The organism is Oligella ureolytica DSM 18253, from assembly GCF_000373745.1.
Classification (GTDB): domain Bacteria; phylum Pseudomonadota; class Gammaproteobacteria; order Burkholderiales; family Burkholderiaceae_B; genus Oligella; species Oligella ureolytica.
This window is the reverse complement of the sequence record NZ_KB892335.1, coordinates 18,271-32,603: the sequence shown is the minus strand read 5'-3', so window position 1 is coordinate 32,603 and position 14,333 is coordinate 18,271. Positions and strand designations below refer to the sequence as shown.

The following is a 14,333-nucleotide window of genomic DNA, read 5'->3' as shown; positions in this document are numbered from 1 at the left end:
AATGAGATTTAAACAAGTCTTAAAGCATATTCAGCGGTCTAAGTCTCGCAATAAGCGTGGCTATCAGGCCCAGCCCCGTTTTTTTAATGAGCCTGTTTTAGAAAATAAATTTCCAAAATGGCGCAGTCTACTCGTGCTTGGCTTGTTTGTGTTTGGTTTTGCCCTTGTCGTAACTAAATCCTTTTACCATCAAGTTTACAATAATGATTTTCTGCGGACTGAAGGCGATAAGCGCTTTGAAGTAAACCAGACTTTACCTGCAAATCGTGGCCGCATTGAGGACCGAAACGGTGTTTTTTTAGCGACCAGCGTGCCCGTCAGAGCCGTGTGGATTATTCCTGAGGAGTTAAAAAAAGCCTCGCCTGAAGAGTTTGAGTTTTTGTCTCAGTCAGTTGACCTTTCTGTGGCCAGTATCAAAGAACGCATGGAAAATCATATGGGTAAAACCTTTGTCTATCTAAAGCGTCAGGTGGCGATGGACAAAGCGGACGCGTTAAAAGAGCAAAAGCTGCCGGGCGTCTATTTTCTGCCCGAAGTTAAACGTTCTTACCCGCAGGGCCCGATTACTGCGCATATCGTAGGCTTTACGAATATCGAAAATAACGGTATTGAGGGGATTGAAAAGCATTACGAAGAGCGTTTAAGTGGTATCGAGGGCAGCCGAACCGTATTGCGCGACCGCTTGGGTCGTGTGATTCAGGACGTGTATACTCAACAACCGGCGCAAGATGGTGAAAACGTTCGCTTGACCATTGATAGTCAAATCCAATATTTGAGTTATCAGGCCTTGGAAAAAGCAGTAGAACATCACGCAGCCGATTCTGGCGGTGCCGTAGTGATTGATATTCAGACCGGTGAAATTCTGAGTATGGTCAGTTATCCGAGCTACGATCCTAATGACCGTTCAGCACGTAAGGGTGGGTTACTGCGAAATCGCGCGGTGACTGATGTGTTCGAACCGGGTTCTATTATTAAGCCGTTTGTTGCTGCGTTGGCGCTGGATTCCAAAGCAATTTCATTAAATACCATGTTTGCTACCGGTAACGGCAGCTATCGATATCAGGGGCATACGATTACTGACGTGAGTCGTCGTAACGGTACCTTAAATGTAGCGGGTATTATTCGTCGCTCAAGTAATATCGGCATGACGATGATCGCTGAGCGTTTGCGCGCTGAGCAAATGTGGACTGTATTTAAAGCCTTGGGCTTTGGTACGGCACCGGAGATTGGCTTCCCGGGAATCGCAACAGGTACGCTAAGGCCGTGGGAGCGCTGGCGCTTAATTGAAAAGGCCACGATGTCTTATGGTTATGGTGTTTCCACCTCATTACTGCAAATTGCTCATGCTTACACTTCGTTGGCGCGCGATGGAGATATGATCAATTTATCGTTGATCAAAGATAATCAGCCTAAAAAAACCTTACAAATATTCAGTAAGGAAACTGCGCGCAACGTACGCCACATGCTAGAAGAAACGGCCGGTCCTAATGGGTCAAAAATTCAAGCGATGGTTGAGGGCTATCGTATCGGCGGTAAATCAGGGACTGCGCGTAAAATAGTCAATGGAAAATATAGCCGTAGTGATTATCGTGGTTCGTTTGTAGCCCTTGCACCTGTATCCAATCCACGTATTGTGGTTGCGGTGACGGTGGATAATCCGCGCAAAGCCGGTTATTTCGGTACGCTAATTGCAGGGCCGGCAACCGGTGAGATTATTAGTGGAACTTTAAAATATATGAGCGTCCCGCCGGATATCAATACCGGTCCAACATTAGAAGCCAAAAATATGAAGACCCAAGGCGACGCCACTCGTAGCTCGCGTGGATGATCGCTATGACAGCGTGTAGGAAGTTGTATGCAAGAACAGAATAAAGAAGTGTTAGCCATTGTACAGTGGCTCCGACAGCAGACTGAGCACGGAGCCGATCTGAAACTTGATTCCAGAGACATCCAAGCAGGGGATGTCTTTGTTGCGTCTAAGGGGCAACAAAATGATGGCGCTCAATATATTCAGGGAGCCATCGAAAATGGTGCAGTCGCGGTTTTGCTTGATGCAGATTCAGAAAAAATAGTAGATGCCAATATCCCTATTTTGTCGGTTAGCAATTTAAGGTCGCTCTTGGGTGAACTTGCTGATGAGTGGTATGGCAAGCCTTCTGAAACTGTTAAGGTTATTGCAATTACCGGAACTAACGGTAAAACCTCGTGCGCCAGTTGGGTTACACAGGCTCTCAATCTTAACAATACACCTTGTGCAACAATCGGTACCCTAGGTGTTATATTGCCCGACGGCACGAACCTTGGCGGTTCGTTGACGACGCCGGATGTGCTTAGTTTGCACCGTATACTGGCCTATTTGCGTGAGCAAGAGATTTATACTGTGACGATGGAGGCTTCTTCTATAGGCCTTGAGCAGGGTCGTATGGATGGTCTACGTATCGGGATCGCCGGTTTTACTAATTTGAGCTTAGACCATTTAGATTACCATCAGAGCATGCAAGAGTACGAGCGTGCTAAAGCCTTGTTGTTTACTTGGCCTAATCTGAAATTAGCGGTCCTCAATGCGGATGACGCGGCCGGCTTGCGCTTAGCTGAAAAGTCAGTTGCCAATTTGACCACAACCTACTCGCTGGATATGGGCTCCGCAGCCGATATACGTGCTTTGCACTATACATTCCATGATTACGGCCTTTCTTTTATGTTGCGCACTCCTAATGGCGAGACGCAGGTTATCAGTCGTTTGGTCGGTGAGCACAATATTTCTAATTTGTTATTAACCGTTGGCATTTTAGAGGGCTTAGGCTGGAGCTTGACGCGAATTAGTCGTACTTTAAGCAAATTAGAGGCTGTGGCCGGGCGTTTGGAAACCGTTGAACCTATTGCCAATTCACAAAATAAGCCCTTAGTGGTGGTTGATTATGCGCATACTCCTGATGCATTAAAGCGCGCTTTGCAGGCGATTAGGCCAAATGCCGATGCGCGTGGCGGGCGTTTGGTATGTGTTTTTGGTTGTGGTGGCGATCGTGATCGTACAAAGCGCCCGTTGATGCTTCAAATTGCTGAGGAGTTGGCTGATCTGATTTATATCACCAGCGATAACCCACGCACTGAAAAGCCGGAGGCCATTTTAGAAGAAATTGTGGCCGGTCTATCTGCACCTAATGCAGAAAAATTGGCCTTAGTGGAGAAAAATCGTGATTACACCATACTCCACGCTATCTTGCAAGCAGCCCCTGATGATGTCATTCTAATCGCCGGTAAGGGGCATGAGGATTATCAAGAAATTAATGCTAAGCGTCATTTCTTTGATGATAGGCAATGGTCGAGCCTTGCCTTATTAATGCGTGATGGTCTAAATATCAGTATTGATACGCGTAAATTAGAAGCCGGCCAGTTTTTTGTGGCTTTAAAAGGTGAGCATTTTGATGCGCATAGCCTGCTTAGCCAAGCCCAAGAGAAAAAGGCAGTGGCGGCATTGGTTTCAGCACCTAACAAGGAATTAGCCTTAGCTCAAATCCAAGTTCATGATACGCTTGATGCTCTGATGACCATGGCTAAAGCTTGGCGTGCGCAGTTTACGTTGCCGGTCGTTGCTGTCACCGGTAGTAACGGTAAAACGACCACCAAGGAAATGACTGCCTCCATCATGAAGGCTGCTTACGGTGATGATTATATTGCGACGCTTGGTAATTTAAATAACCACATAGGGGTGCCCCTGAGTCTGTTGAGATTACGTAGCCATCATCAAGTGGCCGTATTTGAGTTAGGAATGAATCATCCGGGTGAGATAGCCATTTTAGCCGATTTATGCCGCCCGACAGTCGCTGTGGTGACGAATGCGCAGCGTGAGCACCAAGAATTTATGCATACGGTTGAGGCGGTCGCCAAGGAAAATGGCTCAGTATTTGCCTATTTAAGTGATGGTGGCACAGCCGTTTATCCTGCGGCTACCGAGTACACAGCGCTTTGGGATGAGCTAAGCGCCACTAAAAAGTCCTTACACTTCGCAATTAACGAGCCCTCTGCTGAGCTTCATGCGACAGCGATAGGACATGGTGCTAAGGGGGCTAGTTTTGTGCTGACTGTTCATGACGAGGTACTGACGATTAATCTGCAAGTACAGGGAGAGCACAATGTCAGCAATGCGCTGGCAGCGAGTGGTGCTTGTTTTGCAGCGGGTCTGAGCTTAGAGCATATCCAACAAGGCTTAGAAAACTTTTCCGCGGTGTCGGGACGCTTACAAAGCTATGTCCTCGAAAACGGTACGCAAGTCATTGATGATAGTTATAATGCTAATCCAGATTCTGTGCGCGCAGCAATTGATGTGCTCAGTGCTTTGCCGCAGCCAACCGTCTTAGTCTTAGGTGATATGGGTGAGCTGGGTCCTGAATGGGCACAAATGCACCGCGAAATAGGTCAATATGCTCAGCAAAAGGGCATCAGTCATTTGTTAACCTTTGGTGAAGCAACCCAAGAAACAAGCCATGCTTTTGGTGAGGGTGCCCAGCATTTTGAGCTAATAGAACAGATAGGTGAGGCAATAGCTTTATTAGAACCGGCTGCTATATTGGTTAAAGGTTCTCGCTTTATGCAAATGGAGCGCGTAGTGCAGAATCTGTTATCAAAACAAGAAAGTAAATAGTAAGCAACGGGGAAGCTACTCATGTTACATGAGCTGTTTAAATATCTAAGTAAAGATTACAGTTTTTTTGCAGTATTTGATTATTTGACTATGCGTGCGCTACTCGCTAGTGCTACGGCGTTGGTGATTGGATTAATCGCCGGTCCTAAGGTGATACGTAAGCTATTAGAGCTCAAGGTTGGTCAAGCAGTTCGACAATATGGCTTAGAAAGTCACTTAGTAAAAGACGGTACGCCGACCATGGGTGGCGTATTGGTGCTTATCGCGATTGCGTTGTCGACCTTGTTATGGGCAGACTTAAGTAATCGCTTTGTCTGGGTAGTGCTTTTTGTGACCGTTGGTTTTGGTGCCGTTGGTTGGTTCGACGACTATCGTAAGGTGGTTTACAGAAATCCGGAGGGCATGTCATCAAGAGAGAAGTTCTTTTGGCAGTCAACGATTGGCGCAATTGCCGCTCTTTATCTGACCTTTGCTGTTGCCGCACCGGAAAATGCTGAGTTATGGCCTTTATTTAAAGAGTGGGTCATGAGTGGTTTTACCATGCCGTTGCCCCGACAAGCAGATTTAATTGTGCCGTTTTTTAAGAGCGTGAGCTATCCATTAGGTGTGTTCGGTTTTGCGATCTTAACCTGGCTAGTGATTGTCGGCTCGAGTAATGCGGTCAACCTAACTGACGGCTTAGACGGTTTAGCGATTATGCCGACAGTGATGGTGGGCGGTGCCTTAGGTATTTTTGCCTATGTCGTCGGTCGCGTGGATTATTCAGGTTATTTACTATTTCCTTATATCCCCGGTGCTGGTGAGATGCTGATTCTATGTGCGGCATTGGGTGGGGCGGGTCTGGCCTTCCTGTGGTTTAACGCCTATCCTGCGCAAGTGTTTATGGGGGATGTCGGTGCCTTAGCTCTTGGCGGTATGCTTGGTTGCATTGCCGTGATTGTGCGCCAAGAGATCGTTTTCTTTATTATGGGCGGTGTTTTTGTGGTTGAGACGCTTTCTGTGATGCTTCAAGTCAGTTGGTTTAAATATACCAAGAAGCGCTATGGTGAAGGTCGACGTATTTTATTGATGGCACCATTACATCATCATTTTGAGAAAAAAGGTTGGAAGGAAACACAGGTAGTGATTCGTTTTTGGATTATCACTATCATGCTGGTGTTGATTGGTCTTTCAACACTCAAGTTACGTTAATTTTTTCTAAAGGTCTGTTAAAACGCGGCAATGATGCAACAAAAAAGCTTGTCTCAATCACATGTATTAGTTTTAGGTCTCGGTGAGGCTGGTTTAGCCAGTGCGCTATGGTGCCTGCATGAAGGCGCTAAGCTGCGCGTGGCTGATACGCGTCAGGAACCGCCGGGATTAGCTGAGATTAAAGCCGCAGCCGCTGCCAAGTTCGATGCGCGGGTCTCTTACGCCTTAGGCGAAGATTGCTTGGCGTCACACACCCTAGATGGCATCGATTCTCTTATCCTTAGCCCGGGACTATCCCCTAACGAATCGCCTATTAAAGAGTTTCTACAAATGGCCGAAGCTCAAGGTATTGAGGTGATTGGTGAGGTGGAGTTATTTGCTCGTGCCTTGGTCGATTTAAAAGCGACTCGAGGCTATGACTGCGATGTTATTGCAATCACGGGGACAAACGGCAAAACCACCGTGACGATGATGGTCCGCGATATGTTGTTAGCTGCCGCTGTGCCTGCCATTGCCTGTGGCAATATTAGTCCTGCCGTACTAACCGCGCTCAGACAGGCCCTTGAGGCAAATGAGCTGCCTGAGGTTTGGGTGGTTGAGCTATCCAGTTTTCAAATGGCAACGGTACAGTCGTTACGACCCAAAGCCGCTGTTGTGTTAAACCTTAGCCAAGATCATTTGGATTGGCACCTCGGCTGGGAGGATTATGTCCAGCACAAGGCTAAGCTATTAGAGTTAAGCGAGATTAAGGTTGTCGCCCGTCCGGAACCGGAAGTGATGGCGATGGTGTCTGATGTTCAAGCAGTCGATGTGGTCAGTTTCGGTGAAGATGAGCCCCGACTTATCGGTGATTTGGGGATTCAAAATGACGGCGGTATTGCTTGGTTGACTGCCAATATGGATGAGGATGACTTTGATGTACCGCTCAGTGCTGCTGCCCGTAAGAAAAAAGAACAACTGACAATCCGCAGCAATGGTCGCCTGAAGCACTTAATGCCGGTAGAAGCGTTGCCGGTTAAGGGGCGCCATAATGCGCTTAATGCTTTGGCAGCGCTCGCTTTGTGTCGAGCCATGCACGTGAGCTGGGGGCCCTTATTACATGCCTTGACTAATTTCCAAGCAGCACCACATCGAATGAATTTCGTGCGTAATATCAACGGTGTGGATTTTATTAACGATAGTAAAGGGACTAATGTCGGGGCAACCTTGGCGGCGATTAATGGACTAGAGCAGCGTTTAGTCGTTATCTTGGGTGGCTTAGCCAAAGGTCAAGATTTTGGCCCCTTACAACAACCCTTAAAAGACAAGGCCCGTGCACTCGTTTTGATCGGCCGTGATGCTGAGCAGATCGAACAGGCGCTGGGTAGCACCGGTGTTCCGGTATCCCATGCGGATTCGATGGAACAGGCGGTCAATACAGCCATGGGTTTGGCCACCAGCGGTGACGTGGTACTGTTATCACCGGCATGTGCCAGTATGGATATGTTTAATAATTATATGCAGCGTGGTATCGCTTTTGCTGAAGCGGTGCAGGAGTTGGCGCTTGAGTACGGGGAGATCTAGATGGCTCTAAGCATGCGCGATCGATTCGTTCACGAGGGTGAATCAAGAGTTAATGAGGTGTCGCCTAATCGCGTCAAAATGCGCGATTATGACCTATTGCTTTTATCGATTATCGGCGTGATTGTGATATTGGGCCTAATCATGGTCTATTCCTCCTCCATTGCCTTGACGGACGGACCAAACAGTCAAGTGATTAAGTTTAATCGCTATTTTGTTATGCAGGCCGCCTTTATTGGTATCGGCTTTTTTGGCATGTTTACCGTCTTCAATATCAATATGGATAAGTGGGAGGAGCTGGCACTGCCATTTTATATTGTCGCGGCAATACTCCTGCTTATTGTATTGTTTCCCTTTATTGGTCGAGAGGTTAATGGTGCTCGTCGTTGGATTCCTTTGGGGCCGGTAAACTTTCAGCCAAGTGAATTGATGAAAATAGCGATGGTTGTTTACGCTGCGCGTTATGCGGTAAGACATCACGAAGTCATTGCCAGCCTCAAATTTATGGATGGCTTTGTTAGAGGGATCCTGCCTATTGCCGGGTTGATGGCTTTGGCTGTCGGTTTAACAGTCGTGGAGCCGGATTTGGGTGCGGCAATGGTGATAGCCTGTATTTGTATTGGGCTCTTATTCTTGGGTGGTTTACATAGTTTTTATTTAAGCACCGTCATTATCGCTGGAGTGGCATTGGTCAGCGTTGCCGTGTTTGGCAGCTCGTGGCGCTTACGGCGACTGCTGGCATTTATGGATCCCTTTAGCGAGGAGCATGCGCAGTCCTCAGGTTACCAATTGGTGCACTCATTGATTGCCATTGGGCGCGGAGAGTGGAGTGGTGTGGGTCTGGGTTTTAGTATTGAAAAATTGCACTATTTACCGGAAGCGCATACCGACTTTATTTTGGCCGTTATTGGCGAAGAGCTGGGTTTTGTCGGTATTACATCGGTCGTTATACTGTATTTTGTGTTGGTTTTTAAGTGCTTTAAAATCGGTCGTGTTGCGATCGCGATGGATAGGTTTTTTAGTGGCTTGGTGGCCCAAGGGGTTGGTATTTGGATTGGTTTTCAAGCGCTTTTCAATTTATGCGTTTGCTTAGGTTTATTACCCACTAAGGGCCTGACCTTACCGATGATAAGTTATGGCGGTTCCGCGATGGTGATTACATTAAGTGCGCTTGGTTTAGTCTTTAGAGTAGATTATGAAAACCGTCAGTTGATGCGTGGTCTGTCCATTTCCGGTGTGCCGACGCCGAGGTATATGTGATGAGTGATGAGATTCAGATGAGTTCGACAATCGCCCCAGACACCACTGATGCGGCAGTAGCCGCACCGACCATCTTGATTATGGCTGGCGGTACCGGCGGTCATATTATGCCTGGTTTAGCAGTTGCAGATGAGTTACAGCAACGCGGTTGGCATGTATATTGGTTAGGCAATCCGGACCGTATGGAGGGTGACTTAGTGCCTGCTCGTGGCTTTCAGTTGCTGCCGATGAGTTTTTCCGGGCTTCGTGGCAAGGGGTTGTCTGCGCTGTTGAAGCTGCCCTTTGCCTTGGCCGGTGCGCTAGGCGATGCGCGTAAGGCGTTTAAGAAGGTGAAGCCTAATGTGGTGTTGGGGATGGGCGGTTACGCAGCTTTTCCGGGTAGCCTGATGGCTTTTCTTAGTGCTAAACCCATTGTTTTGCATGAGCAAAATGCCGTGGCCGGAACGGCCAACAAGGTCATCAGTAAATTAGCTAAGCGTGTATTGACGGCTTTTCCAAATGCACTGTCAAACGGCACAGTAATCGGTAATCCGGTCCGTGCTGAGTTGTTGAATTTATCGATGCCGACAGAGCGCTTTGCAAACCGTGAGGGACCGTTGCGTTTGTTGGTGGTCGGAGGTAGTTTAGGCGCTTTGGCATTAAATAATTTAATTCCCCAGGCCATAGCCCAACTACCATTAGAACGGCGTCCGTTGATCACACACCAGTCAGGTGCTGCTCACCTTGAATTACTAAAAAATAATTATCAAGAAGCGGGTGTGGAAGCAAATTGTGTGGCTTTCATTGATAATATGGCAAATGCACTTGCAGAGGCTGATTTACTTATTTGTCGAGCAGGTGCAATGACGGTGGCAGAAGTTGCCGCCGTGGGTGTGCCGGCATTGTTTGTTCCTTTGCCGGGAGCCATTGATGATCACCAGACAGCAAATGCTCGTTGGCTAGCCGCTCATGGTGCAGCAGAGGTAAAGGCACAATCCGCACTCACTGCCCATTGGTTATCAGAGTGGCTGTTGACCAAGGATCGTGAGCAGCTGTTAGAGATGGCAAATTTAGCGCGAGCAATGGCGTTACCCGGTGCGACGCATGCAATTGCTGATGTGTGTGAGCAATTAGCTAGAGAATAAAATGAAGTATAGAATTAGAAATATCCATTTAGTAGGAATTGGCGGCTCAGGGATGAGCGGTATTGCCGAGGTATTGATTAACCAAGGTTATCAAGTCAGCGGTTCTGATCTGAATAAAACGGCGGTGACTAAGCGCTTAGAAGAGTTAGGTGCGCATATTTTTTATGAGCATGCGGCGGACAACGTCGATAGAGCAGAAGCTGATGTGATCGTCACCTCTACGGCAATTTCCGGTGGTAATCCGGAAGTGCTCAAAGCGCGCTCGCAAGGGATTCCTGTGGTATCCCGAGCGATGATGCTGGCTGAATTAATGCGCTTAAAAATGGGTATTGCTGTTGCTGGCACTCATGGAAAAACTACAACGACCAGCTTGGTCAGTAGCATTTTAGCGGCAGCTCAATTGGACCCTACCTTTGTGATTGGCGGACGATTAAACTCAGCAGGTACTAATGCCTACCTGGGCAAGGGCGATTATATTGTAGTGGAAGCGGATGAGTCAGATGCTTCTTTTCTTAACTTATTGCCGGTCATGGCTATCGTAACCAACATTGACGTTGACCATATGGACACCTATGGTCACGATGTCGCTCGTCTACGTAGTGCCTTTGTCGAATTTACGCAAAATCTGCCTTTTTATGGCACCGCTATTTTGTGTGTGGATGATGATAACGTCAAAAAAATCATCCCCTTTATTTCTCGTCCGATCGTTACCTACGGTATCGAAGAAGAAGCAGATTATCGCGCGACCAATATTCGCAGCGTCGGTCCGCAAATGCATTTTACCGTGCACAGAAGTTGTGGCCGTAGGCGTCAGTGCCCGCCGTTGGATATTGTCTTAAATTTACCGGGTCATCATAATGTGCTTAATGCATTGGCCGGTGTTGCCTTAGCGACAGAAATCGGCGTAGAGGATGAGGCGATTGTATCGGCATTAAAAGCATTTACCGGTGTGGGACGTCGCTTTAGTTTTATTGGCGAGATTGAGGTGCAGCAAGTGAATGGGGGCGGTACTTACACCCTCATCGACGATTATGGCCATCATCCTGTTGAGATGGAAGCGACCATTCAAGCAGCACGTGGCGCTTGGCCGGACAAACGTTTAGTATTGGCTTTTCAGCCACACCGCTATAGCCGTACTCGCGATTGCTTTGAAGAGTTTGTGCGCGTGCTTGGTTTGGCTGATGAGGTGTTGCTGACAGATGTCTATGCTGCCGGTGAGTTGCCGCTTAGCTTTGCTAATGGTGAGGCGCTATACAAAGCCTTACAGCAGGCCGATAAAGTGAAACCACAATTTATTCCGAATATAGAGGATTTACCGCAAGCCGTTCATGCGTTTGCGCGTAATGGTGATGTTGTTATAACAATGGGCGCTGGTTCAATCAGCAGAGTGCCTGCAAAAATATTGGAGACTGCAAATGGCTAATACAGAAATTAATTTCGGCAAGGTCGGTGTTTTATATGGCGGAGTGTCGGCAGAGCGAGAAGTGTCTCTAAATTCGGGTGCTGGCGTGCATGCTGCTCTACTCGAAAAAGGGGTGGATGCACACCTTTTTGATATGGCTGAGCATAGCCTTGGTGATCTGGAAGCAGCAAAATTCGATCGGGTGTTTATTATTTTGCATGGTCGCTACGGTGAGGATGGTTGTATCCAAGGTGCTTTAGAGATGTTGGGCATTCCTTATACAGGGCCAAGTGTAATGGGCTCCAGCGTCACCATGGATAAGATCATGACTAAGCGTCTGCTGATCGAGCAAGGTATTCCTACGCCTAATTACCATGTGGTACGCAATGCAGAAGATTTGCAAGAAGCGGTTGCTAAATTAGGTTTACCGATGATCTTAAAGCCTCCACATGAGGGATCAACCATCGGTTTAACTAAGATTCAAACAGCCGATCAGTTAGAAGAGGCGCTAGCTCAGGCTTCCCAGTATGATAAAGTGTTGTTAGCCGAACAATGCATTGTGGGTCGTGAGTTGACGGTGGCCGTATTAGGCCAGGGTGAGGATGCGCGAGCGTTGCCGATCATTGAAATTGTTGCACCGGATGGCAATTATGATTTCCACCATAAGTATCATTCAGATGATACGCAGTATGTGTGTCCGGCGGATTTGTCACCAGAGCAGACTAAAAAAGTTCAGGATTATTGCGTGCAAGCCTACCGTACTGTTGGTTGTGAGGGGTGGTCACGCGTTGATGTGATGCTCAATGCAAATGGCGATCCGTTTTTGTTGGAAATTAACACAGCTCCCGGCATGACAAGCCATTCGTTGGTTCCCATGGCGGCTAAAGCCGATGGTATGACCTATCCTGAATTGTGTGTCAATATTCTTGCCTCAGCTGACTTGAAAGTCGGCCGCAAGGGTTGATACAAAGCATAGTGTTTTAAGGTGTTGGTGTGATATTTTCGGATCCCCGTTTCATTAACCGCGTTGCCGGTTTTTTGGTGATGGTAGGGGTGTTGATCATGCTCGGAGGCGTTGCCTATCGAGTGATGCATTTGCCGATGTTTAATATCAGCCGTATCGTCTTGGAGCCTAAGCAGGGTGATGTGTTGTCGTACGCATCACCTGCTAGTATTCAGCGAACCTTAGATGGGCGAGTACAGGGTAATTTCTTTAGTTTGGATTTGCTCAAGGTTCAAGACGTATTAAGTACATCACCTTGGGTTCGTCATGTCGATATTACGCGTTTATGGCCAAATGGCTTATTGTTGCGGATCGAGGAGCACGAGCCTTTTGCTTTATGGAACGAAGAGGCCCTGATTAATACGTGGGGCGAAAAGTATTTAGCGAACAGAGGCGAGGTCGATAGTGTTGAGCGTTTGCCTCAGTTCTTTGGTCCGGACGGTTCGGAGGACCTGGTGGTGCAGCGTTATGCTGAGTTGATGCGTTGGTTGAGTCCGATCAATTTAAGAGTTAAAGAATTAGGTCTGAATGACCGCTATTCTTGGCGTATTTTGTTGGATAATAATATGACTTTAATCATGGGTCGTGACCCCGGCGCTGAAATTGCAAATCCCTACGATGGTGTGGGGGCAATTAGTTTTGCCGAGACGATTGAGCGCTTTGTTCGCAGTTGGCCGGCATTGTTGAAACGAATTGAGGGAAGGCAGATTGAGCGAATCGATCTCCGCTATACTAGAGGTTTTGCGATTACCTTTATCGATAGCGAAAGATCTGAACAGCCCTGACTAATCCGATAAGCAATAAGTGAGTTAATTGAAAAATGAGTCGAGACCACAATAAGGATGTAATTGTTGCCCTGGATATAGGTACTAGTACCGTTGTTGCTATCGTGGCTGAGTGTTTGCCGGATGGCCGTTACGAAGTGATTGGCGTGGGCCAGGCACTATCACGCGGTATGCGTAAGGCCGTGGTAGTCAATATCGAGCAAATTGTCGGCTCGATACAGCAGGCGCTCGAGGAAGCGTGCCTGATGGCTGATTTTCGTATTCGCGAGGTCTATACCGGCATTGGTGGTAGCCATATCAATAGTTTCAATTCAAGCGGCATGGTGGCGGTCGTTGACAAAGAGGTCAGCACGACAGATGTACGTCGTGTGCTGGATACAGCCAAAGCCGTAAATATCGCTAATGATCACGAAATTCTTCATGTGATCACTCAGCAATATACCCTCGACAAGCAGGAGGGTATTATCCAGCCTGTCGGTATGGCGGGGATTCGTCTGGAGGTGCGTGTACACATTATTACTGGCCTACAGAGCGCAACTCAAAATGTTCTTAAGTGTATTCGTCGTTGTGGTCTTGAGGTTCGTGGTTTAGTTTTCCAAGCGTTGGCAGCCAGTCAGGTTTGCCTCACCGCCGATGAAAAAGAGTTGGGCGTCGCCCTGATTGATATTGGTAGCGGTACGACTGATGTGGCCGTTTGGCATGGTGGAGCTTTACGTCACACAGCAGTTTTCCCGCAGGGTGGTGACCAAATTACCAATGACATCGCGACGATGTTACGTACACCAACACCTGATGCTGAGGATATTAAGTTAAATTACGGTGTTGCTAAAGCCAGTCTGGTGGATTCCGAGGAAACTTTCGAGGTCATTGGATTAGGTAATCGCGAATCACGAGAAATGGAGCGCCATATCCTTGCGCAAGTGATTGAGCCCCGAGTAGAAGAGATCTTGATGGGGGTGATGAGCGCATTGGCAGAGTCGGGTCATAAGGTCACCGGCTTGGTATTGACCGGGGGTACTGCTTTATTACCCGGCATTCAGGAGTTGGCTGAGGATATCTTTCAAGTGCCTGTACGGATTGGGGCGCCGATATATGATGGTAGCTTGTCTGATGTGGTTTGTGAGCCGAGATTTGCTACCGCGATGGGTTTATTAAGCTATTCGCGTATGCAGCAATATAGCCAGCATGGGGATATACCCAAAGAAGGTATATTAAAACGCCTTTGGCGCTTTATTACCAACAGCTTATAGTTTAGAATATAGTTTGCAGTGGAGTAGGGTGGAGATTTCTCAAAGGCAGTGCGAATCTCGCATTGGCTCTTTCTTTGAGATTATTTCCGTGTTTTCGATATAGGAAAGTAGGAGTC

10 protein-coding genes are annotated in these 14,333 nt (G+C 47.6%); all 10 read left to right on the top strand.

The genetic code is table 11. From position 1 onward, the window contains the following. The first annotated feature begins 1 nt into the window (after position 1). From B092_RS0111160 to ftsA, 10 genes are read left to right on the top strand one after another with little or no spacing between them, the layout of a single operon-like run. Positions 2–1,828: a peptidoglycan D,D-transpeptidase FtsI family protein gene (locus B092_RS0111160; RefSeq protein ID WP_018575321.1), complete on the top strand. Its 1,827-nt coding sequence runs from the start codon at positions 2–4 to the stop codon at positions 1,826–1,828. 27 nt (positions 1,829–1,855) lie between these two features. Next, the gene (murF, locus tag B092_RS0111155; RefSeq protein WP_018575320.1) at positions 1,856–4,642 is read left to right on the top strand and encodes a bifunctional UDP-N-acetylmuramoyl-L-alanyl-D-glutamate--2,6-diaminopimelate ligase MurE/UDP-N-acetylmuramoyl-tripeptide--D-alanyl-D-alanine ligase MurF; all 2,787 of its coding nucleotides are present in this window, start codon (positions 1,856–1,858) and stop codon (positions 4,640–4,642) included. Positions 4,643–4,663: 21 nt separating this feature from the next. After that, positions 4,664–5,833 carry a phospho-N-acetylmuramoyl-pentapeptide-transferase gene (gene mraY / locus B092_RS0111150; protein ID WP_018575319.1) on the top strand — a complete coding sequence of 390 codons (1,170 nt, stop codon included), beginning with the start codon at positions 4,664–4,666 and terminating at the stop codon, positions 5,831–5,833. 30 nt (positions 5,834–5,863) lie between these two features. Then, on the top strand, positions 5,864–7,396 hold the full coding sequence (gene murD, locus B092_RS0111145) for a UDP-N-acetylmuramoyl-L-alanine--D-glutamate ligase (protein ID WP_018575318.1): 1,533 nt from the start codon (positions 5,864–5,866) through the stop codon (positions 7,394–7,396). Continuing rightward, positions 7,397–8,653 carry a putative lipid II flippase FtsW gene (ftsW, locus tag B092_RS14305; protein WP_018575317.1) on the top strand — a complete coding sequence of 419 codons (1,257 nt, stop codon included), beginning with the start codon at positions 7,397–7,399 and terminating at the stop codon, positions 8,651–8,653. Then, positions 8,653–9,777 (top strand): undecaprenyldiphospho-muramoylpentapeptide beta-N-acetylglucosaminyltransferase, encoded by a 1,125-nt coding sequence (gene murG / locus B092_RS0111135; RefSeq protein WP_018575316.1) that lies wholly within the window; start codon positions 8,653–8,655, stop codon positions 9,775–9,777. Before ftsW ends, murG begins: the two co-directional genes overlap by 1 nt. 1 nt (position 9,778) lies before the next feature. Then, the gene (gene murC, locus B092_RS0111130) at positions 9,779–11,200 is read left to right on the top strand and encodes a UDP-N-acetylmuramate--L-alanine ligase (RefSeq protein WP_026253747.1); all 1,422 of its coding nucleotides are present in this window, start codon (positions 9,779–9,781) and stop codon (positions 11,198–11,200) included. After that, positions 11,193–12,143 carry a D-alanine--D-alanine ligase gene (locus B092_RS0111125; RefSeq protein WP_018575314.1) on the top strand — a complete coding sequence of 317 codons (951 nt, stop codon included), beginning with the start codon at positions 11,193–11,195 and terminating at the stop codon, positions 12,141–12,143. Before murC ends, B092_RS0111125 begins: the two co-directional genes overlap by 8 nt. A 29-nt stretch (positions 12,144–12,172) precedes the next feature. Continuing rightward, on the top strand, positions 12,173–12,967 hold the full coding sequence (locus tag B092_RS0111120; protein ID WP_018575313.1) for a cell division protein FtsQ/DivIB: 795 nt from the start codon (positions 12,173–12,175) through the stop codon (positions 12,965–12,967). A 35-nt stretch (positions 12,968–13,002) separates the two neighbouring features. Then, positions 13,003–14,217 carry a cell division protein FtsA gene (gene ftsA / locus B092_RS0111115; RefSeq protein ID WP_018575312.1) on the top strand — a complete coding sequence of 405 codons (1,215 nt, stop codon included), beginning with the start codon at positions 13,003–13,005 and terminating at the stop codon, positions 14,215–14,217. The last annotated feature ends 116 nt before the right edge of the window (positions 14,218–14,333 follow it).

Coding starts and splice junctions, on each gene's coding strand:
- B092_RS0111160 (WP_018575321.1), top strand. CDS start 2: ATGAGATTTAAACAAGTCTTAAAGCATATTCAGCGGTCTAAGTCTCGC.
- murG (WP_018575316.1), top strand. CDS start 8,653: ATGAGTGATGAGATTCAGATGAGTTCGACAATCGCCCCAGACACCACT.
- B092_RS0111125 (WP_018575314.1), top strand. CDS start 11,193: ATGGCTAATACAGAAATTAATTTCGGCAAGGTCGGTGTTTTATATGGC.
- murF (WP_018575320.1), top strand. CDS start 1,856: ATGCAAGAACAGAATAAAGAAGTGTTAGCCATTGTACAGTGGCTCCGA.
- ftsW (WP_018575317.1), top strand. CDS start 7,397: ATGGCTCTAAGCATGCGCGATCGATTCGTTCACGAGGGTGAATCAAGA.
- mraY (WP_018575319.1), top strand. CDS start 4,664: ATGTTACATGAGCTGTTTAAATATCTAAGTAAAGATTACAGTTTTTTT.
- murC (WP_026253747.1), top strand. CDS start 9,779: ATGAAGTATAGAATTAGAAATATCCATTTAGTAGGAATTGGCGGCTCA.
- ftsA (WP_018575312.1), top strand. CDS start 13,003: ATGAGTCGAGACCACAATAAGGATGTAATTGTTGCCCTGGATATAGGT.
- murD (WP_018575318.1), top strand. CDS start 5,864: ATGATGCAACAAAAAAGCTTGTCTCAATCACATGTATTAGTTTTAGGT.